The sequence below is a fragment of the Vibrio sp. D431a genome, from assembly GCF_030248655.1.
Classification (GTDB): Bacteria; Pseudomonadota; Gammaproteobacteria; order Enterobacterales; family Vibrionaceae; genus Vibrio; species Vibrio alginolyticus.
Genome location: NZ_JAHGAP010000009.1, coordinates 305,748 through 325,358, shown reverse-complemented (window position 1 = coordinate 325,358; position 19,611 = coordinate 305,748). Strand labels below are relative to the sequence as shown.

The following is a 19,611-nucleotide window of genomic DNA, read 5'->3' as shown; positions in this document are numbered from 1 at the left end:
GGCCAATAAACTCTCTCATGAATAAGTAAGGGATTACGATGAAACTGCAGCAGCTGAAGTATATTGTTGAGGTTGTAAACCATAATCTGAATGTATCTGCAACGGCGGAAAGCTTATATACCTCTCAGCCAGGTATCAGTAAACAGGTTCGGTTGCTGGAAGACGAGTTAGGCATTCAGATTTTTGAACGTAGCGGTAAGCACTTAACGCAAGTGACGCCAGCTGGAGAAGAAATTGTACGTATCTCTCAAGAAATTCTCGCTCGTGTAGAAAGTATCAAAGCGGTGGCTGGAGAGCACACCCATCCAGAAATGGGGACGCTGAATATCACTACGACACATACGCAGGCTCGTTATGCACTGCCAGATGTCATCAAAGGTTTTACTTCTCGTTATCCAAAAGTGTCGTTACACATGCACCAAGGTACACCGTCACAAATGTCTGAGGCGATAGCTAAAGGCACAGCGAATTTTGCGATTGCGACAGAAGCGCTTCACTTATATCAAGATGCCATCATGTTGCCTTGTTATCACTGGAATCGTTCAATAGTTGTGCCTAAAGACCACCCACTAGCGAAGAAAGACAAAGTAACGATCAGTGATCTTGCCGCTTACCCATTAGTCACTTACGTGTTCGGTTTTACTGGCCGTTCAGAGCTGGATACAGCATTCAACCGCGAAGGTTTAACCCCGCGAGTGGTGTTCACTGCAACTGATGCAGATGTCATTAAAACTTACGTTCGTATGGGTATTGGTGTGGGTGTGATTGCAAGCATGGCTGTGGATGAAGAGCAGGACGGTGACTTGGTTGCAATAGATGCGAGCCATTTGTTTGGCGCGAGCACCACGAGCATCGGCTTCCGCCGTGGTACATTCTTACGCTCTTACATGTTCGATTTTATGGAGCGTTTTGCACCGCACTTAACGCGTCCAGTGGTTGAGCAGGCGATTTCGTTGAAGTCTAATGCAGAAATCGAAGAGATGTTTAAAGACATCGAGCTTCCGGTGAGATAACACTTCATTGATGTTTCGATTCCCTCTACAATGCGCTCGTTGTAGGGGGAGCTATGAAAACGCAATTTCAATTTATTAATGACTGCTTAATCGAAAACCAATCTTTGTGGCGATTCGAGCCTTTTAAAAGCAGCATTCACACATCATTACCTTGGCAGGAGCAACATCCTCGACTGTGCCAATGGCTAGCGTCTCTTACTCCCTCTCAAATCGAAGAATACAAAGCAGCACCAGAACTCGCGTTAAAAGCACTTAGTCCGTTTTTGCCTGAGCTTGAACAACTCGCAGAACTGACTCATTTAGAGCTTTTGTCGTTAAATGGCTTGGAACTCGCTCGTGGTTTAGATAACGGTATTCCGGGACGTAAGTTGGATCAAATTAGCTCGATGGGTGAAGCTGCAATTCAACAACACTGTGGCGAAGAATGGCTAGAATGGTGCTCAGGTAAAGGTTACTTGGGGCGAATCCTGACAACGCAAACCGATCAGCCTGTAACCAGCTTTGAATACCAACAAGCACTGTGCGATTCGGGGCAACAAGCAGCCAATGAACATCATTGGAAGATGACGTTTATTCAAGGCGACGCGTTTGATAGCAAAGCGAAAGCCGTGTTTAAGCCAACACAACACGCAGTAGCACTGCATGCATGCGGTGACCTTCACGTTCGTCTAATGCAGTACGGCAGTGAAAATGGGATTGCTGCGATGACCATATCCCCTTGCTGTTACCACTTGATTCAGTCGGAACAATACCAGCCGATGTCGGAATCGGGCAGGGCTTCTTCTCTCTCATTGTCTAAGCAAGAACTGCGTATCCCATTACAACAAACGGTGACGGGAGGAGAGCGCGCGCGTCGTCATCGTCAGCAGGAAATGATGTTTCGTCTTGGGTTTGATTTGATCACGCGACAAGCTTTGGGAATGGCAGAGTATCAGCCTGTGCCGAGTATCCGTAAGTCGCAATTAAGTGATGGTTTTGAATTGTTCTGTCGCTGGGCAGCGGAGCAAAAAGGCATTATTCTTCCTCAAGAAATCGATTTCTCTCATTTTGAAAAGTTAAGCGAACAACGCTTCTGGCAAATGGAGAGAATGAGCTTAGTGCAACTTGTTTTTCAACGTCCGTTGGAGATCTGGCTCGCATTAGACAAAGTGCTTTATCTTGAAGAACGTGGTTACCGTGTTAGATTGTCAGAGTTTTGCCCTAAATCGGTCACGCCTAGAAATATTTTAATTTGTGCATATAAGATTTAGTTATTCTTTATAGCCAAATACTCTATATGAAAAAGCCCACTTCAGTGTGGGCTTTTGTAAACAAAACGTGACAAGTTGTGTTTTATTTTGTCATTAATTGAACATAGCAATAGCTTGAGTTGGTTCAACGTATTCCAAGTCAAAGCTTTCTGCTACTTCTTTACACGTTACTTTTCCGTGAATAACGTTTAGACCTTCAAGGAAGCCTTTATCTTCTAGAAGTGCTTCGCGGTAGCCTTTATTTGCTAACTTCACGATGTATGGAAGTGTAGCGTTGTTGAGTGCAAATGTTGAAGTGCGAGCAACTGCGCCAGGCATATTTGCTACACAGTAGTGAACCACTTCATCAACGATGTAAGTTGGATCTGCGTGAGTTGTCGCGTGTGAAGTTTCGAAACAACCGCCTTGGTCAATTGCCACGTCAACCACTGCCGCACCAGGCTTCATCTTAGCAATATGCTCTTTAGTGACCAGTTTAGGTGCTGCTGCGCCAGGAATTAGAACGGCACCGATAACAAGGTCCGCTTCTAGAACATGCTTCTCGATAGCGTCTTCAGTAGAATAAACCACTTTTGCGCGACCTTGGAATTCTTCGTCAAGCTTACGAAGTGTGTCTACGTTACGGTCTAGAATAGTGACGTCAGCGCGAAGGCCAACCGCCATACGAGCGGCGTTTGCACCAACAACGCCACCACCAACGATAACGACTTTTGCAGGTTCAACACCAGGTACGCCGCCTAGGAGTAGACCACGACCGCCATGCGATTTTTCCAACGTTTGCGCACCAGCTTGGATAGACATCCGACCTGCCACTTCTGACATTGGTGCTAACAGTGGCAAACGACCCATATTATCTGTTACAGTCTCATAGGCTATACAGACAGCTTTGCTCTTGATTAGCTCATCAGTTTGTGGAAAATCTGGTGCTAGGTGTAAATAAGTAAATAAAATTTGCCCTTCGCGGAGCATTGCTCTCTCTACTGCTTGGGGTTCTTTTACTTTTACAATCATGTCTGCTTGCGCAAATACGTCAGCAGCATGAGGGAGAATGGATGCGCCGACAGCGATGTAATCATCGTCTGAAAAACCAATGCCGGCACCTGCATTGGTCTCAACTAAAACTTGGTGACCATGTGAGATGAGTTCTCTCACGCTAGCTGGGATCATACCAACACGATATTCGTGATTCTTGATTTCCTTAGGTACGCCAATGATCATCCTGTATCCTCTTTCTATAATGGTTGTATTAACTGTTAGTAGGGTGTTATTGTCGAATTAATAACTAGTATAGTTATAGATTTGTAAAATTTGGCACCAAATATTAAAAAGTTGTAGTATATTTTTTTGCAAGGAAGTAATAAGGTGGAATAAAAAATGGCAGACAACTATAAAAAGCCGTCCAAGGAACTAGACCGTATCGACCGCAACATTCTTAATGAGCTGCAGAAAGACGGTCGTATTTCAAACGTTGAGCTTTCAAAACGTGTGGGACTTTCTCCAACGCCATGTTTGGAGCGTGTACGTCGCTTAGAGCGTCAGGGTTATATCACAGGGTATACTGCATTATTGAATCCGCAGTTCCTGGATGCATCACTATTAGTATTCGTTGAGATTACGCTAAACCGTGGTGCGCCGGATGTGTTTGAGCAGTTTAACTCAGCTGTTCAAAAGCTAGACGACATACAAGAGTGTCATCTTGTTTCAGGTGACTTTGACTATCTTCTTAAAACCCGTGTATCAGATATGGGTGCTTACCGCCGACTATTGGGCGATACGTTACTACGTCTACCTGGCGTAAATGACACTCGCACATACGTTGTTATGGAAGAAGTGAAACAATCTAACCAGCTTGTGATCAAAACTCGTTAATTTCTTGCAAAGAAAGCGGTATATGCTTCCGCTTTCGCCAGAGAGTAATTGGGTTTTTCTCCTTGATATGGTTAAATCAATTTACCGAGCGGCTTGATGCCGCTCGGAATGTTTTGCAATTTCCTATTTCATTTCCATATTCAAGTTGATTTATGTTCAAAGAGAACGCAAAGAAAGTCGAAACCATTATCAAAACCAGTGAAGAGCCCCAGTCTTCACGCTTAAATGGCTTCCAACGCTTAAAAGAGTGCTGCTTTATCGTTGGCGTTCTTAGCTCGGTATTGCTTGCGGTTGCACTATTTACCTTCAGTCCGGCCGATCCTTCTTGGTCCCAAACCGCATGGGGAGGGGATATCGATAATGCTGGTGGCCTTTTCGGCGCTTGGCTAGCCGATACTCTATTCTTCACATTTGGCTCTCTCGCTTACCCAATCCCTTTCTTGCTAGCGGCGGCTGCATGGGTGATTTGCCGTAAACGAGGAGAAGATGAGCCAATTGATTTCATGCTATGGGGTACAAGGCTGCTCGGTCTGGTCGTCCTTATTATGACCAGTTGCGGTCTTGCCGATATTAATTTTGATGACATTTGGTATTTTTCATCCGGAGGTGTGGTCGGGGATGTGTTGTCTAGCCTCGCTTTACCTACATTGAATGTACTCGGTACCACATTGGTATTGCTGTTCTTGTGGGGAGCGGGCTTTACGCTCTTCACTGGCATCTCATGGCTTAACATCGTGGAATGGCTTGGTGATCGTGCATTAGCACTAATTGCCGCGCTTGCAAATAAGGCAAGAGGTTCAGAGCAGGAAGTTTTAGAACCTCAGCTTGATGAGTTTGTAGAAGATAAAGTCTTTACGCCTAAACATAATGTAGACCATGAAATTGATGATGAGCCGCTTCCTCATTTAACGGCGTACGATGTCGATGAACCGAAAGAATCGGCGCCAACGCATGAGTATCCTATTTATATGCCGCAAGCTAAACCTGATAAGCCTGCGGAACAGGCGATGGTAGAACCGACGCCACCACAACGCAAGGCTACGGTTAATGCTGCGCCAGTTTATGCTGAACCTGAGCCTCAAACACAACCTATCCATACGGTTAACACGGATAACGTTGATCCGCTCTTGGAACGCACCAAGCAACTGAATGTTACGATAGAAGAGCTTGAAGCAGCGGCGCAACAAGCAGATGACTGGGGAACTGAAGAACAGGCAGCCCCATCATTTGCAGACACTTACTCTTCCTATGTAGAGCCACATACAGCTACAGAAGAACCGATCAGTGTTGAACCAGATTATGCGGAGTACGAACAATTTGAAGCAGAGCAAGTACAGCAGCCAAGTATTGAGCATCCTGTACATGAAGAGCCTGCAATTGATTCTGCTGTATTAGATAGCATCACGGCGCAAACAGAGTCGAGCCAACATATTGAGCCTACGATCTCTGACTTTGATGTGTTAGATGATGAAGACGAAGTGGAGTCTCAGCCTGCGCAGCAAGTACAGCCAACAACGCCTCATCAGCAAGTTGCAACACCTTCAACAACATTTGAACCTGCACCTCAAAAAGTGGAGGTAGAAGAGGTCCAAGACAACGACCAAGACGTTACCGCATTCCAAGATATGGTTTCCAATGCGCAAGCCAAAGTCGCTGCAACACAGAACCCATTTTTGGTACAGAAAGAAGAAAACTTGCCAGTTCCGGAAGAGCCACTCCCAACGCTCGAGTTGCTTTATCATCCAGAAAAACGTGAAAACTTTATCGACCGTGATGCGTTAGAGCAGGTCGCTCGATTGGTAGAGAGCAAACTCGCTGACTACAAAATCAAAGCCGATGTGGTTGGTATTTATCCTGGCCCAGTGATCACTCGTTTTGAGCTTGATTTGGCGCCGGGGGTGAAAGTAAGTCGTATTTCTGGTCTTTCAACTGACTTAGCGCGTGCATTGTCTGCGATGGCGGTACGTGTCGTGGAAGTAATCCCTGGCAAGCCTTACATCGGTTTGGAACTGCCAAACATGAGTCGTCAGACGGTCTATTTATCTGATGTCATCAGTAGCCCTCAGTTTGAGCAAGCAACGTCACCAACAACGGTTGTGTTAGGTCAAGACATTGCGGGTGAAGCTGTGGTGGCCGATCTTGCGAAGATGCCTCACGTGCTAGTAGCAGGTACAACAGGTTCTGGTAAGTCGGTGGGTGTGAACGTGATGATTTTGAGCATGCTGTATAAAGCAGGTCCAGAAGATGTACGCTTCATCATGATTGACCCGAAAATGCTAGAGCTTTCTATTTATGAAGGTATCCCTCATCTTCTTTCTGAAGTTGTGACTGATATGAAAGACGCATCAAACGCTCTACGTTGGTGTGTGGGCGAGATGGAACGTCGTTACAAATTGATGTCGGCATTAGGTGTACGTAATGTGAAGGGCTTCAACGAAAAATTGAAGATGGCAGCAGAAGCGGGCCACCCAATCCATGACCCGTTCTGGCAGGAAGGCGACAGCATGGATACTGAACCGCCATTGCTAGAAAAGCTGCCTTACATTGTCGTTGTTGTTGACGAATTTGCTGACCTGATGATGGTGGTAGGTAAGAAAGTTGAAGAACTGATTGCTCGCTTGGCGCAAAAAGCGCGCGCGGCAGGTATTCACTTAATTCTTGCGACTCAGCGTCCATCGGTTGATGTTATTACCGGTCTAATTAAAGCGAACATTCCAACTCGTGTTGCGTTTACGGTATCGACTAAAACGGACTCTCGTACAATCCTAGATCAAGGCGGCGCAGAATCACTACTTGGTATGGGTGATATGTTGTATCTACCGCCGGGATCAAGTCATACAACTCGTGTTCACGGTGCATTTGCATCAGATGATGATGTTCATGCTGTTGTAAACAACTGGAAAGCGCGTGGTAAACCGAACTACATTGAAGAGATCATCAGTGGAGATCAAACTCCAGAAAGTCTATTGCCAGGTGAGCAAATGGAAGCGGATGAAGATGTAGACCCGCTCTTCGATCAAGTTGTTGAGCACGTGGTTCAATCACGTCGAGGTTCGGTTTCCGGTGTTCAGCGCCGATTTAAGATAGGTTACAACCGTGCCGCCCGTATTGTAGAGCAGCTTGAAGCGCAGGGCATCGTAAGTGCTCCGGGTCATAACGGTAACCGTGAAGTACTGGCACCTGCGCCACCAAAAGATTAATGAACTTGTGTTACTCACCTCAGTCCAACTGAGGTGAGTGGTTCTAATAATAGGTATCTGAATGAAAAAACTATTTTCAGCGAAACTTTTCTCCGCGCTTGTTTTAAGCTTTTCCCTCTTCTCTACTGCACACGCAGCATCTCCTAAAGATGAATTAAACAAACGTCTTTCTATGAATGATGGCTTTAGTGCAGATTTCTCTCAGCAGGTTATCAGCCCTGAAGGCGAAACGGTTATGGAAGGAGAAGGTACGGTTGAAATTGCCCGCCCAAGCCTGTTCCGTTGGAGTACAACATTCCCTGATGAGAACCTATTGGTCTCTGACGGTAAGACATTGTGGTACTACAGCCCATTCATCGAGCAAGTGAGCATCTACTGGCAAGAGCAAGCAACAGAGCAAACGCCATTTGTTTTGCTAACGCGTAACCGAGCAAGTGATTGGAATAACTACAAAATATCTCAAAAAGGTGACCAGTTCACTCTCATTCCTACTGCAGTAGACTCCACACAAGGTCAATTCCAGATTAATATTGATGCCAAAGGTGTGGTGAAAGGCTTCAATGTGGTTGAGCAAGACGGCCAAAAAGGTTTGTTCACCTTTAACAACGTGAAGCTGGGTAAACCAAAAGCAGACAGATTCACATTCACAATTCCAAAAGGTGTGGAAGTGGATGACCAAAGGAATTAATTGGTAGTGAGTAATTACACATTAGATTTCTCGGGGGACGAAGATTTTCGTCCCCTTGCTGCTCGTATGAGACCGGAAACGATCGAGCAATATATTGGACAGCAGCACATTTTAGGCCCTGGTAAGCCACTGCGCCGTGCGCTAGAGGCGGGTCACATTCACTCTATGATCCTTTGGGGACCACCAGGTACAGGCAAAACGACATTAGCGGAAGTGGCTGCAAACTACGCCAATGCTGAAGTAGAGCGTGTGTCTGCCGTAACGTCTGGTGTGAAAGAAATCCGTGCTGCAATCGAGAAAGCACGTGAGAACAAAATGGCGGGTCGCCGCACCATCTTATTTGTGGATGAGGTGCATCGCTTCAACAAATCTCAACAAGACGCGTTTTTACCGCATATCGAAGATGGCACGGTTACCTTCATTGGTGCGACGACAGAAAACCCATCGTTTGAGTTAAACAACGCATTGCTGTCACGTGCACGTGTCTACAAGCTAACGTCTCTCGATAAAGATGAAATCTCACTGGCGCTGAATCAAGCGATCAGTGACAAAGAGCGTGGCTTGGGCAATACACCCGCACATTTCGCTGATAACGTATTAGACCGCCTAGCAGAACTGGTCAACGGTGATGCTCGCATGTCTCTCAATTATCTTGAGCTGCTCTACGACATGGCAGAAGACAATGCGCAAGGTGAAAAAGAGATCACGCTTAAGTTGCTGGCTGAAGTGGCAGGGGAGAAAGTCTCTCGCTTCGATAACAAAGGTGATATCTGGTACGACTTAATCTCTGCGGTCCACAAATCCATTCGTGGCTCTAACCCAGATGCGGCGCTTTACTGGGCTGCACGTATGATTGCTGCGGGTTGTGATCCTCTTTATATTGCCCGTCGATTACTTGCGATAGCATCGGAAGATGTCGGCAATGCGGACCCTAGAGCCATGCAAGTGGCACTCTCCGCGTGGGACTGTTTTACACGCGTTGGTCCAGCAGAAGGTGAACGTGCGATTGCTCAAGCTATTGTTTATCTCGCGTGCGCTCCAAAGAGTAATGCCGTTTACGTTGCTTGGAAACAAGCGCTAGCGGACGCTCATAACTTACCTGAATATGAAGTGCCGCATCACCTTCGAAATGCGCCAACCAGTTTGATGAAAGACATGGGTTATGGGGCTGAGTATCGTTATGCTCACGATGAGCCTGGTGCTTACGCAGCAGGTGAGCAATATTTGCCGCCTGAAATGGGCGATCGTAGGTACTATCAGCCGACAAATCGTGGTCTGGAGACCAAAATCGGCGAAAAGTTAGATTACTTGGCTACTTTAGACGCAAATAGCCCACAAAAGCGCTATGAAAAGTAGGCGTTTTTGGATACATTTGTTTAGTAAATTTTTTTAACGCGTACGCTTGGAAAGTGCGCGTGATTTCACAACAAAAAGCATAGGATTAACAATGCTGGATTCTAAATTACTTCGTACAGAGCTGGATGAAACAGCTGCTAAACTGGCGCGTCGTGGCTTTAAGCTAGACGTAGATACTATTCGTAAACTTGAAGAACAACGTAAGTCCATTCAAGTAGAAGTAGAAAATTTACAATCCACGCGTAACTCCATCTCCAAGCAAATCGGCCAAAAAATGGCGGCTGGCGACAAAGAAGGCGCAGAAGAGATCAAGAAACAAATCGGTACGCTAGGTAGCGATCTTGATGCGAAGAAAGTTGAACTTGAGCAAGTAATGGCTCAACTAGACGAATTCACGCTTTCTGTACCAAACATCCCAGCAGATGAAGTGCCAGATGGCAAAGATGAAAACGACAACGTTGAAATCTCTCGTTGGGGTGAGCCAAAGTCTTACGACTTCGAACTGAAAGATCACGTTGACCTAGGCGAAATGGGTGACGGTCTAGACTTCGCAAGTGCAGTTAAGATCACTGGCGCACGTTTCATCGTGATGAAAGGCCAATTCGCTCGTCTACACCGTGCAATCGCTCAGTTTATGCTAGACCTTCACACTGAAGAGCACGGCTACACAGAAATGTACGTACCTTACCTAGTAAACTCTGACAGCCTATTCGGTACTGGTCAGCTTCCTAAGTTCGGTAAAGACCTTTTCCACACTGAGCCGCTAGTAGAAAAAGTAAACGACGAAGAGCCACGTAAATTGTCTCTAATCCCTACTGCAGAAGTACCTGTAACGAACCTAGTTCGTGACACGATTTCTGACGAAGCGGATCTACCAATTAAGATGACAGCGCACACGCCATGTTTCCGCTCAGAAGCAGGTTCTTACGGTCGTGATACTCGTGGTCTGATCCGTATGCACCAGTTCGACAAAGTTGAGCTAGTACAAATCACTAAGCCAGAAGATTCAATGAACGCACTAGAAGAGCTAACAGGTCATGCTGAGAAAGTTCTACAACTTCTTGAGCTTCCTTACCGTAAAGTGATTCTATGTACAGGTGACATGGGCTTTGGCGCTCGTAAGACTTACGACCTAGAAGTTTGGGTTCCTGCTCAAGAAACTTACCGTGAAATCTCTTCATGTTCTAACATGTGGGACTTCCAAGCTCGTCGTATGCAAGCGCGTTTCCGTCGTAAAGGCGAGAAGAAACCTGAGCTTGTACACACGCTAAACGGTTCTGGTCTAGCTGTAGGTCGTACAATGGTTGCTATCCTAGAAAACAACCAAGAAGCAGACGGCCGTATTGCAATCCCTACAGTACTTCAGAAGTACATGGCGGGCGCAACGCACATCGGTTAATTCATTAACCACTAGAACACCAAAACCCAGCCTTAGTGCTGGGTTTTTTGTTATCTGTGTCGAGTGAAAATACGTTGTTATGTAAATGTAGGATGAGGTATTGCATAGTTAGCCTAAATTATAAAAACCAGTCCCTAATGATATTTTTCTAAGCTTCATTGAGCATGACAAGCTCCTCCAAAATATTAAGAGGAGGTACTTTCATGGCTTCAATAAGAATAAGCGGCTCTGTTGGTTTAGGTGGTAAAAATGTGGATGCTGATATTCGTACGGTACAAAGGTCTATTAACCAATTGCTTGGTTCTTTAAAAGGAGTAAAGGAGCTTAAAGTGGATGGGAAACTAGGCTCTAGACCGGAAAACTCCAAGACTGTCGCCGCAATTAAAGCTTTTCAGAAAAACCTTGTTGGGATGGCTCGGCCAGATGGAAGGATAGATGTGAATGGAAGAAGCCATCGTAAGCTAAATGAGTATTTAAAACGAACGCCTGAGACTGCGGTGGCATATACGTTACCCTTGGTTGGCTCAAGAGATGCGTTGACGGACTTGGATTATAGCAAAGTAGCTGAAACTCTTGGATGCGAAGTCGCTGCTATTAAAGCTGTAGCTGAAGTTGAGAGCCGAGGAGAAGCCTACTTTAGCAATGGTAAGCCAAAGATTTTGTTTGAGGCTCATATATTTTCGAGACTCACTTCAAGAGCCTACGATAACAGTCATCCAAGTATTTCAAGTCGGCATTGGAATCGAAGTCTTTATGTTGGTGGTATCTCAGAATACGTACGTTTAAATAAAGCGATTGAACTGAATTCAAATGCAGCAATCCGCTCCGCATCTTGGGGACGTTTCCAAATTATGGGCTTTAATTTCAAGTTAGCTGGTCATGTTACCGCTGAATCATTTGTTAAAGCTGTATTCGAGTCGGAGAAGAAACAACTTGAGGCTTTTGTTACGTTTATCCAAAAGTCTGGCTTAGGTGAGCATATAAGAGATAAAAATTGGGCTGCCTTTGCTCGTGGTTACAATGGTTCTGAGTATCAGAAAAATCAATACGACGTCAAATTAGAAAAGGCTTACAAAAAATATGCTTCGATTAAAAATGCTGCGTAACATTTCTTTGCTTGGACTTATTTTTAGTTCATCTGCTTGTGCTTCCAGCCACACTAATACTGCGCTATTTAAGTGTGATGCTTCACATCCTAACCGTCTAGAAATATCAATAGAAAACATAAACAGTCAGGTTCTACTGTCGGAGCTTAGCTTAGGGGGGAGCAGTATTGAAAGATCCTTAGTTATAAAGGACTTTAAATTAGACCAGTATCATCGAGCGTTGGTAGATGAGAAGTCACTGGAATTTAGTATTGGTGAGCGCGTCATATTAGTCAGTGAGTACTTTAGCGAGGAGTTTGATGAGGTTGAGAAGATACTCAGTGTTACTTTGATAGATCCTGAGCAAACGCAGTATTTTGAATGCGAGGAAGGGAGTATGAGTAACCTTGCATTGCTTTTCCATGAGAGTGCCGAATAATCGATTACAGAGTGATTATTACCAGATCGTAATAGTGTTTTCTTATTTACCCTAATTATCTTGTTATTTGTAATCGATATAATCATCCACCTTACCACGGTAAGTAGATTTTCTCATTCAAGTAACGAGGAGGGCTTATGGCCGTAGGGTGGGCAAATGACGATAGCGTCAGCCAACAAATTCAAAACACAATAGACGACGAGATTTCCCGTGTTCGTGGCAGTATCACAAAGGGTGAGAGCGCCCATTACTGCGATGAGTGTGGTGATGAGATTCCAGAAGCGCGTCGTCTTGCAATGAAAGGCGTTCGTTTGTGTATCGAATGTCAGTCAACAATCGAATTGGTATCTCAACGCCAAGCATTGTTCAATCGACGAGCGAGTAAAGACAGTCAACTTCGATAGCTTTACTGCTCTAATAAATAACGAGACGGTTTGAGTCTCATACTCAAACCGTTTTCGTATTGAATTGAACTATGAAGCGAAGCAGTCTTTACGTTGTAACGCAGCATCAATCGCATTCACTAACTTTTCAATATCTTCTGGCTTGCTGATGAACGGCGGCATCATATAAATCAGTTTACCAAATGGACGAATCCAAACTCCGTGTTCAACAAACAAGGCTTGGATGGTTTCCATATTCACAGGGCGATACGTCTCCACTACGCCAATGGCACCTAGCCAACGGGTGTTCTTCACCAACTCGTATTCTTCAAGTTTTGGTAGTAACTCAGAAAACAGCGTTTCAATTTGTTGGGTTTGTTGCTGCCAATTACCTTGCTCAATCAATTCCAAACTTGCGGTGGCAACAGCACAGGCGAGTGGATTCCCCATAAAGGTTGGACCGTGCATAAAACAGCCTGCATCACCACCACAAACGGTGTCTGCTACGTGTTTGCTCGCCAGGGTCGCAGAGAGGGTCATGTAGCCGCCAGTGAGTGCTTTCCCGACACACAGAATGTCTGGTTGAATGTCTGCATGTTCGCAGGCAAACAACTTACCGGTACGACCAAATCCGGTAGCGATCTCATCTGCAATCAATAACAAGCCGTATTTGTCGCAAAACCTACGCACGCCTTTGAGAAATTCTGGATGGTAGATACGCATGCCGCCTGCGCCTTGAACAATAGGTTCTAGGATCACCGCAGCAAGTTCTTGATGGTGCGTATCAATCTTATGCTCGAAGTCAGTAAGATCTTCTGGATCCCATTCATCCCAATAACCACAAGTTGGGGACTCCGCAAAGATATGTTCAGGTAAAAAGCCTTTGTAGAGAGAGTGCATTGAGTTGTCAGGATCGGTAACCGACATCGCCGCAAACGTATCGCCGTGATAACCGTGTCGCAAAGTAAGAAACTTCGGTCGGCGTTCGCCTTTTGCATGCCAATATTGCAGTGCCATTTTTAAGCTGACTTCTACGGCAACGGAGCCTGAATCGGCAAGGAATACATGTTCAAGGTTATTTGGTGCAAGGGACAATAGCTTCTTACACAAACTGATTGCTGGCTGGTGGGTAATCCCGCCAAACATCACGTGAGAGACCTGATCGATTTGCTGGTGAGCGGCTTGATTTAAGTGCGGATGGTTATAGCCGTGGATCGTCGACCACCAAGAAGACATTCCATCGACCAGCTCTGTACCGTCTTCCAGTTTAATGTGAACACCATTTGCCGATGCCACTGGGTAGCAGGTCAGAGGTGTCAATGTCGAAGTGTAAGGATGCCAGATATGCTGGCGGTCGAAGGCGAGATCCATGTGCGATTCCAATAACAATTAAGATTAAAAAATAAACAGATGTAAACTTTGTTCCTTTGTGTTGTGTTGACAGTTTATCGAGACTCAGTAGACTGTCAACACAACAACAAAAGTGACTAAAGGAATACACGTGGAAGTTCGTCATAACTGGACGCATGCTGAAGTGCGCGATCTCATGGAAAAACCATTCATGGATCTCCTATTCGAAGCGCAGCTTGTACATCGTCAATATCAACAAACCAACCATGTTCAAGTAAGCACGCTTCTGTCGATTAAGACAGGTGCTTGTCCAGAAGATTGTAAGTACTGTCCTCAGAGTGCTCGTTACACCACAGACATCGAGAAAGAGCGTCTGATGGAAGTAGAACGCGTACTCGATGCTGCGCAAAAAGCCAAAAATGCTGGTTCTACTCGATTCTGTATGGGCGCAGCATGGAAAAATCCAAAAGAGCGTGACATGCCGCATTTGACCGACATGATCAAAGGCGTGAAGGGCATGGGTTTAGAAACGTGTATGACATTAGGTATGCTGACGCCAGATCAAGCAAAGCAATTGGCAACCGCGGGTCTTGATTACTACAACCACAACCTAGATACCTCACCTGAGTTCTACGGCAACATCATTACCACACGTACTTACCAAGATCGTTTAGATACTTTGTCTCACGTTCGTGATGCTGGCATGAAGATCTGTTCTGGTGGCATCATCGGCATGGGTGAAAGTGCTAACGACCGAGCAGGTTTGTTGGTTGAATTGGCTAACTTGCCGGTACACCCTGAAAGCGTTCCAATCAACATGCTCGTGAAGGTAAAGGGGACACCACTGGAAGAAGTGGATGATGTTGAGCCTTTCGATTTCATTCGCCTGATTGCGATTGCACGAATCATGATGCCTCAGTCAGCCGTTCGTTTATCCGCTGGCCGTGAAAACATGAACGAACAAATGCAAGCGCTGTGTTTTATGGCGGGTGCAAACTCCGTTTTCTATGGCTGCAAGCTTCTGACCACGCCAAACCCTTCTGAAGACAAAGATATGATGCTGTTCAACAAGCTCGGTATTAACAGCCAAGAGGTGTCTCAAAAGCCTGATGAAATCGAAGAAAACGAGTTACTCGATCGCGTCGTAGAGCGCGTTGCTGCCCGTCCGACAAAAGACGACCTTTTCTACGATGCCAGCGTTTAAATCTCGTATCGAGTCCGCTCTTGCTAAGCGTAAAACGCAAGGGTTGAATCGTTCTATGAATGTGGTGTTTGCCGGTAACCAGTCCGTTTTGGAGCACGAAGGCAAGCGCTACATTAATTTCTCAAGTAATGATTATTTGGGCTTGGCCAATGATCAAGCGCTCGTTCGTGCGTGGCAGCAAGGTTTAAGCGTATACGGCAGTGGCAGTGGAGCATCGCCAATGGTCACTGGCTTTAGTGCAGCACACAGCAATTTAGAAGCCGCACTAACTGAATGGTTGGGCTACGACAGAGCAATTCTGTTTGGTTCTGGATTCAGTGCTAATCAAGCCTTGTTGTTCACCTTGTTAGAAAAGTCAGACGTATTGATCCAAGACCGTTTGAATCATGCTTCATTGATAGAAGCGGGGGCGTTGTCACCAGCTAAGATGAAGCGCTTCAAACACAATGACATCGAGCACCTAAAGTCGCTGATTAATAGCGAAGACAACCATCTAGTTGTGACGGAAGGGGTATTCAGCATGGACGGTGACTGCGCGCCGCTCAGCGATATAGCTGAAGCCACTCGCAGTCATGATGCTTGGTTTGCTGTCGATGATGCTCATGGTATTGGCGTTCTTGGTCAATCCGGTGGTGGTTCTTGCGAGTTGGCAACGGTTAAACCTGAGATACTGATCGTTACTTTCGGCAAAGCGTTTGGTATGTCGGGCGCGGCTATTTTATGCGACCACGCAACGGGAGACTTTTTGACTCAGTTTGCTCGTCACCATGTGTATTCCACAGCGATGCCTCCGGCACAAGCCTATGCGCTAACGCATGCGGTTTCTATCGTTCAAGAGCAGTCTTGGCGACGTGAAAAGCTTTCAGAGCTTAGTGAAGTGTATCGAGACTGCCTCAGCGATCTGGAGGGCTTTGTTGAGACTCAGACTTCGATTAAGCCGTTTGTGATTGGTGAATCTGAACTGGCTTTGCAGGTTGCGAGCGCTTGTCGCCAAAACGGCATTTGGGTTACCGCTATTCGACCACCGACGGTGCCTAAAGGGACGTCTCGCCTTCGAATCACACTCACTGCCAATCACACCAACGAACAAGTTAAAACGCTTTCAATGGCATTGAAGCAAGCATTAGGAGCGCTGTAATGGATAATGCAACTACCGCATTAGCGCAAACGCTCGCGTTAGAGAGTTTCCATCAAGATAAAGACGCGATTGCCTCTTCGTTTGGTAAAGCAGCAGAAACATACGATAAACATGCGGCTTTTCAACGTCATGTCGGGCATCAGCTGCTTGATAAACTTCCTGAAAACTTGACGGGAAAACGTGTATTGGATTTAGGTTGTGGCACGGGTTATTTCTCCCAACTACTTCAACAACGCGGTGCGGAAGTAGTCTGCGGCGATATCTCTCAAGCCATGTTAGATAAAGCAGAGCAGCGTTGTGGTGCAGTACGAATGCATTACCAAGTTGCTGATGCTGAAAACTTACCATTTGACGATGATAGCTTCGATTACGTGTTTTCAAGTTTAGCGCTGCAATGGTGTACAGATTTAAGTTACCCACTAAAAGAAGTGCGCCGCGTGCTAAAAAATGGTGGGAAAGCGTGGTTCTCTACACTGGTTGATGGATCACTGTATGAGCTGCGTGCATCATGGGAAAAAATTGATGCATATCAACACGTCAATAACTTTCTAACGCTCAATCAGGTAAAAATTGCGTTAGCGCAATCTCGATGTGACAGCCATCAACTAGACTTGACCACCATCACAGTTTGGTACGACTCTGCATTTTCAGTTATGCGTGACCTCAAAGGTATAGGTGCAAATCACGTAAGCGGGCGCTCACACGGTTTAACTAGTCGCGAGACTTTGTTAAAAGTTGAGCATGCGTACCAAGCGTTTAAAAACGATCAAGGTCTTCTACCTGCAAGTTATCAGGTTTGTTTTGGAGTAATACATCTATGATTGATGCTTTTTTTATTGCTGGTACGGATACTGATGTTGGAAAGACGGTAGCGTCTAAAGCCATTTTGCAAGCGATCGCAGCAAAAGGACTAAACACTATTGGTTATAAGCCAGTGGCAGCAGGGAGTGACAAGACTGAAGCGGGATGGCGCAACTCTGATGCTTTACACTTACAAGACGTCGCAACACTCGATGTGGCCTATGATGATGTGAACCCATACGCTTTAGAGTTGCCTGCTTCTCCCCACATTGCAGCGAAGCATGAACATGTCGAAATAAGTTACGATGTTCTGAGTCAAAAACTGGCTCAACATAAGCAGCAAGCCGATGTTGTTCTCGTTGAAGGTGCTGGAGGCTGGCGTGTGCCAGTATCCGATACGGACTGTTTATCTACATGGGTAAAAGAAGAGCAGTTACCTGTTGTACTGGTGGTTGGCATTAAATTAGGCTGTTTGAGCCACGCTTTACTCACAGCGGAGAGTATTAAAGCGGATGGTTTGAATCTTGTTGGCTGGGTGGCAAACCGCGTCAACCCAGGCACAGAGCACTACGCTGACATTATCGAGATGCTAGAAGCACGTATCGATGCACCTAAGCTTGGGGAAATTCCATATATTCCAAGTGCTAAACGCAAAGAGCTAGGCAAGTACATTAATGTAGAGCCGTTGCTAAACACTGACTAATGGTGTTTAGGATAAAAGACTAAAAAACCCAAAGGGCTGCGCAATGCAGCCCTTTCTTGTTGGTGTAACCTAAAAAGTCAGATTACTTATCTTGGCTGAGCCCCATCAATGCTTGTTGTGTTTCTGCAACACGCTGAGACATATGATGATCGGTTGAAATACCAAGTTGTTGCTTTGCCTCGTCCTCTGAGATGCCTAGGTGACAACGTAGTAAATCAATAGCCATTTGATAGTCGTTAGTTTCTACCATGGTTTTTCCCTCAATACATGGAGTTTTTGAGCTCACCCAATGCACTTTTTGCAATGTACTTAGAGTGGCTCTGTTTTGTTCATCTCATTCGAATTTAGCATGTCCATGTAGCCGCACAATAAGACCAAAGTCTATAGCAGAGCTAACGTACTGTTTTTGGTCTATTAAAAAATTTCTAGCTAAGTTGCTAAGAGGTGATAGATTTAACACCAAGATCATCTATCAATAGATGATGGGTAGCTCAGAGCTTATTTTATCATTTTGATAAATGTATATGAACGGAGGTTCCAGCTCCTACCAAAGCATGTTTTGAAATCGCTTGAATCAAATATTTCAGTCCCGAAAACAAATGTTGCAATTTATTGCTTAACCTTGTTTTTATCGCGGATAGACTATATCTATAACGCACGGAACATGAAAATCAACGGAATTGGCTTTTATAGCGATTACCATTTGTTCCTTATAACAATCCGTTTTAAAAAAACGATAAGCTTCCTCGGAGAAAAGTAATGAAGCGAATTATGTTATTCCTAGCAACTAACCTAGCTGTCGTGCTAGTGCTTAGTGTTGTTCTGAATATTGTTTACGCTGTAACTGGAATGCAACCAGGCAGTCTGTCAGGTTTACTTGTAATGGCTGCTGTATTTGGTTTTGGTGGCGCATTTATTTCGTTGATGATGTCAAAGGGTATGGCGCTACGCTCGGTTGGTGGTATGGTCATTGAAAGCCCGCGCAACGAAACGGAGCATTGGTTAGTCGAAACTGTGGGTCGTCAAGCTCAACAAGTGGGTATTGGTATGCCAACGGTGGCTATTTATGATTCACCAGATATCAATGCATTTGCGACAGGTGCAAAACGAGATGACTCTCTTGTCGCAGTTTCTACTGGTCTTTTACACAATATGACTCGTGATGAGGCAGAGGCAGTACTTGCACACGAAGTGAGCCATATTGCAAATGGTGATATGGTCACGATGACGTTGATGCAAGGTGTCGTGAACACGTTTGTTATCTTCCTATCACGCTTTATTGCCAATATCGTGGCATCGAACGATGATGAAGAAGGCCAAGGTACAAATATGATGGTTTACTTTGGCGTATCCATGGTGCTTGAACTGGTATTTGGTTTCCTAGCTAGCTTCTTGACTATGTGGTACAGCCGTCATCGCGAATTCCACGCGGACGCAGGTGCTGCGCGCCTCGTTGGCAAAGAAAAAATGATTGCGGCTCTAGAGCGTTTGAAGGTGAGTCATGAATCTCAACTGGATGGCACCATGATGGCGTTTGGTATCAATGGCAAGCAGTCGCTGACTGAGCTACTAATGAGCCACCCTCCGCTAGATAAACGTATTGCAGCGTTGCGAGGCCAGCAATACTAATTGTTCCTACTTAAATAATTGTTAATCTGCTGAAAAGGCTTGGTTTTGACCAAGCCTTTTTTTTCGCCGATTGATCGCGTGCGAACTTCATCACGTACTACTTA

The 19,611-nt window shown here is 45.4% G+C and carries 18 protein-coding genes; 15 read left to right on the top strand and 3 right to left on the bottom strand.

Translation table 11 applies throughout. The features are described from left to right. Positions 1–38 precede the first annotated feature (38 nt). Together cysB and KJB35_RS07725 are read left to right on the top strand one after the other, a co-directional pair. Positions 39–1,013 carry an HTH-type transcriptional regulator CysB gene (gene cysB, locus KJB35_RS07730; RefSeq protein WP_005388967.1) on the top strand — a complete coding sequence of 325 codons (975 nt, stop codon included), beginning with the start codon at positions 39–41 and terminating at the stop codon, positions 1,011–1,013. Between the two features lie 53 nt (positions 1,014–1,066). Further along, complete coding sequence (locus tag KJB35_RS07725) at positions 1,067–2,263, top strand: methyltransferase (RefSeq protein WP_213907811.1); 1,197 nt, start codon at positions 1,067–1,069, stop codon at positions 2,261–2,263. A 93-nt stretch (positions 2,264–2,356) separates the two neighbouring features. Here the strand turns inward: KJB35_RS07725 and ald are convergent, their stop codons facing one another. Then, positions 2,357–3,481 (bottom strand): alanine dehydrogenase, encoded by a 1,125-nt coding sequence (gene ald, locus KJB35_RS07720; protein ID WP_005378241.1) that lies wholly within the window; start codon positions 3,479–3,481, stop codon positions 2,357–2,359. A gap of 156 nt (positions 3,482–3,637) precedes the next feature. Between ald and lrp the strand changes: the two genes are divergently transcribed. The 8 genes from lrp to KJB35_RS07680 all read left to right on the top strand — a co-directional run bounded on the left by lrp (position 3,638) and on the right by KJB35_RS07680 (position 12,703). Further along, positions 3,638–4,132 carry a leucine-responsive transcriptional regulator Lrp gene (lrp, locus tag KJB35_RS07715; RefSeq protein WP_005378234.1) on the top strand — a complete coding sequence of 165 codons (495 nt, stop codon included), beginning with the start codon at positions 3,638–3,640 and terminating at the stop codon, positions 4,130–4,132. A gap of 152 nt (positions 4,133–4,284) precedes the next feature. Then, positions 4,285–7,332, top strand: a complete 3,048-nt coding sequence (locus KJB35_RS07710) for a DNA translocase FtsK 4TM domain-containing protein (protein WP_213907812.1) — start codon at positions 4,285–4,287, stop codon at positions 7,330–7,332. A 61-nt stretch (positions 7,333–7,393) separates the two neighbouring features. Continuing rightward, a complete protein-coding gene (gene lolA, locus KJB35_RS07705; protein ID WP_005388103.1) occupies positions 7,394–8,020 on the top strand; it encodes an outer membrane lipoprotein chaperone LolA in 627 nt (208 codons plus the stop codon). After that, positions 8,021–9,376: a replication-associated recombination protein A gene (locus tag KJB35_RS07700; RefSeq protein ID WP_017821702.1), complete on the top strand. Its 1,356-nt coding sequence runs from the start codon at positions 8,021–8,023 to the stop codon at positions 9,374–9,376. It begins immediately after the preceding gene. Between the two features lie 91 nt (positions 9,377–9,467). Then, positions 9,468–10,775 (top strand): serine--tRNA ligase, encoded by a 1,308-nt coding sequence (serS, locus tag KJB35_RS07695; RefSeq protein WP_213907814.1) that lies wholly within the window; start codon positions 9,468–9,470, stop codon positions 10,773–10,775. A 203-nt stretch (positions 10,776–10,978) separates the two neighbouring features. Next, on the top strand, positions 10,979–11,881 hold the full coding sequence (locus KJB35_RS07690; protein WP_053807198.1) for an N-acetylmuramidase domain-containing protein: 903 nt from the start codon (positions 10,979–10,981) through the stop codon (positions 11,879–11,881). Beyond that, positions 11,871–12,299, top strand: a complete 429-nt coding sequence (locus KJB35_RS07685) for a hypothetical protein (RefSeq protein ID WP_171344599.1) — start codon at positions 11,871–11,873, stop codon at positions 12,297–12,299. The genes KJB35_RS07690 and KJB35_RS07685 overlap by 11 nt, the downstream gene beginning before the upstream one ends. A gap of 137 nt (positions 12,300–12,436) precedes the next feature. Further along, positions 12,437–12,703 (top strand): DksA/TraR family C4-type zinc finger protein, encoded by a 267-nt coding sequence (locus tag KJB35_RS07680; protein WP_005437185.1) that lies wholly within the window; start codon positions 12,437–12,439, stop codon positions 12,701–12,703. 69 nt (positions 12,704–12,772) lie between these two features. On the opposite strand, the gene bioA is transcribed toward KJB35_RS07680, so the two are convergent. Then, a complete protein-coding gene (gene bioA / locus KJB35_RS07675; protein ID WP_171344574.1) occupies positions 12,773–14,053 on the bottom strand; it encodes an adenosylmethionine--8-amino-7-oxononanoate transaminase in 1,281 nt (426 codons plus the stop codon). A 130-nt stretch (positions 14,054–14,183) separates the two neighbouring features. On the opposite strand from bioA, the gene bioB reads away from it, so the two are divergent. Genes bioB through bioD form a run of 4 tightly spaced genes read left to right on the top strand, consistent with a single transcriptional unit; the run spans position 14,184 to position 17,878 of the window. After that, positions 14,184–15,236: a biotin synthase BioB gene (bioB, locus tag KJB35_RS07670; protein WP_005378222.1), complete on the top strand. Its 1,053-nt coding sequence runs from the start codon at positions 14,184–14,186 to the stop codon at positions 15,234–15,236. After that, the gene (gene bioF, locus KJB35_RS07665) at positions 15,223–16,374 is read left to right on the top strand and encodes an 8-amino-7-oxononanoate synthase (protein ID WP_191115705.1); all 1,152 of its coding nucleotides are present in this window, start codon (positions 15,223–15,225) and stop codon (positions 16,372–16,374) included. Before bioB ends, bioF begins: the two co-directional genes overlap by 14 nt. Then, positions 16,374–17,195, top strand: coding sequence for a malonyl-ACP O-methyltransferase BioC (gene bioC, locus KJB35_RS07660; protein ID WP_285358261.1), 822 nt, complete (start codon positions 16,374–16,376; stop codon positions 17,193–17,195). Before bioF ends, bioC begins: the two co-directional genes overlap by 1 nt. Then, entirely contained in the window at positions 17,192–17,878 is a 687-nt protein-coding gene (gene bioD, locus KJB35_RS07655; protein ID WP_005388086.1) for a dethiobiotin synthase, read from the top strand. The genes bioC and bioD overlap by 4 nt, the downstream gene beginning before the upstream one ends. 82 nt (positions 17,879–17,960) lie before the next feature. On the opposite strand, the gene KJB35_RS07650 is transcribed toward bioD, so the two are convergent. Further along, positions 17,961–18,128 (bottom strand): hypothetical protein, encoded by a 168-nt coding sequence (locus tag KJB35_RS07650; protein ID WP_005378215.1) that lies wholly within the window; start codon positions 18,126–18,128, stop codon positions 17,961–17,963. 509 nt (positions 18,129–18,637) lie between these two features. On the opposite strand from KJB35_RS07650, the gene htpX reads away from it, so the two are divergent. Further along, entirely contained in the window at positions 18,638–19,507 is an 870-nt protein-coding gene (gene htpX, locus KJB35_RS07645) for a protease HtpX (protein WP_005388085.1), read from the top strand. The last annotated feature ends 104 nt before the right edge of the window (positions 19,508–19,611 follow it).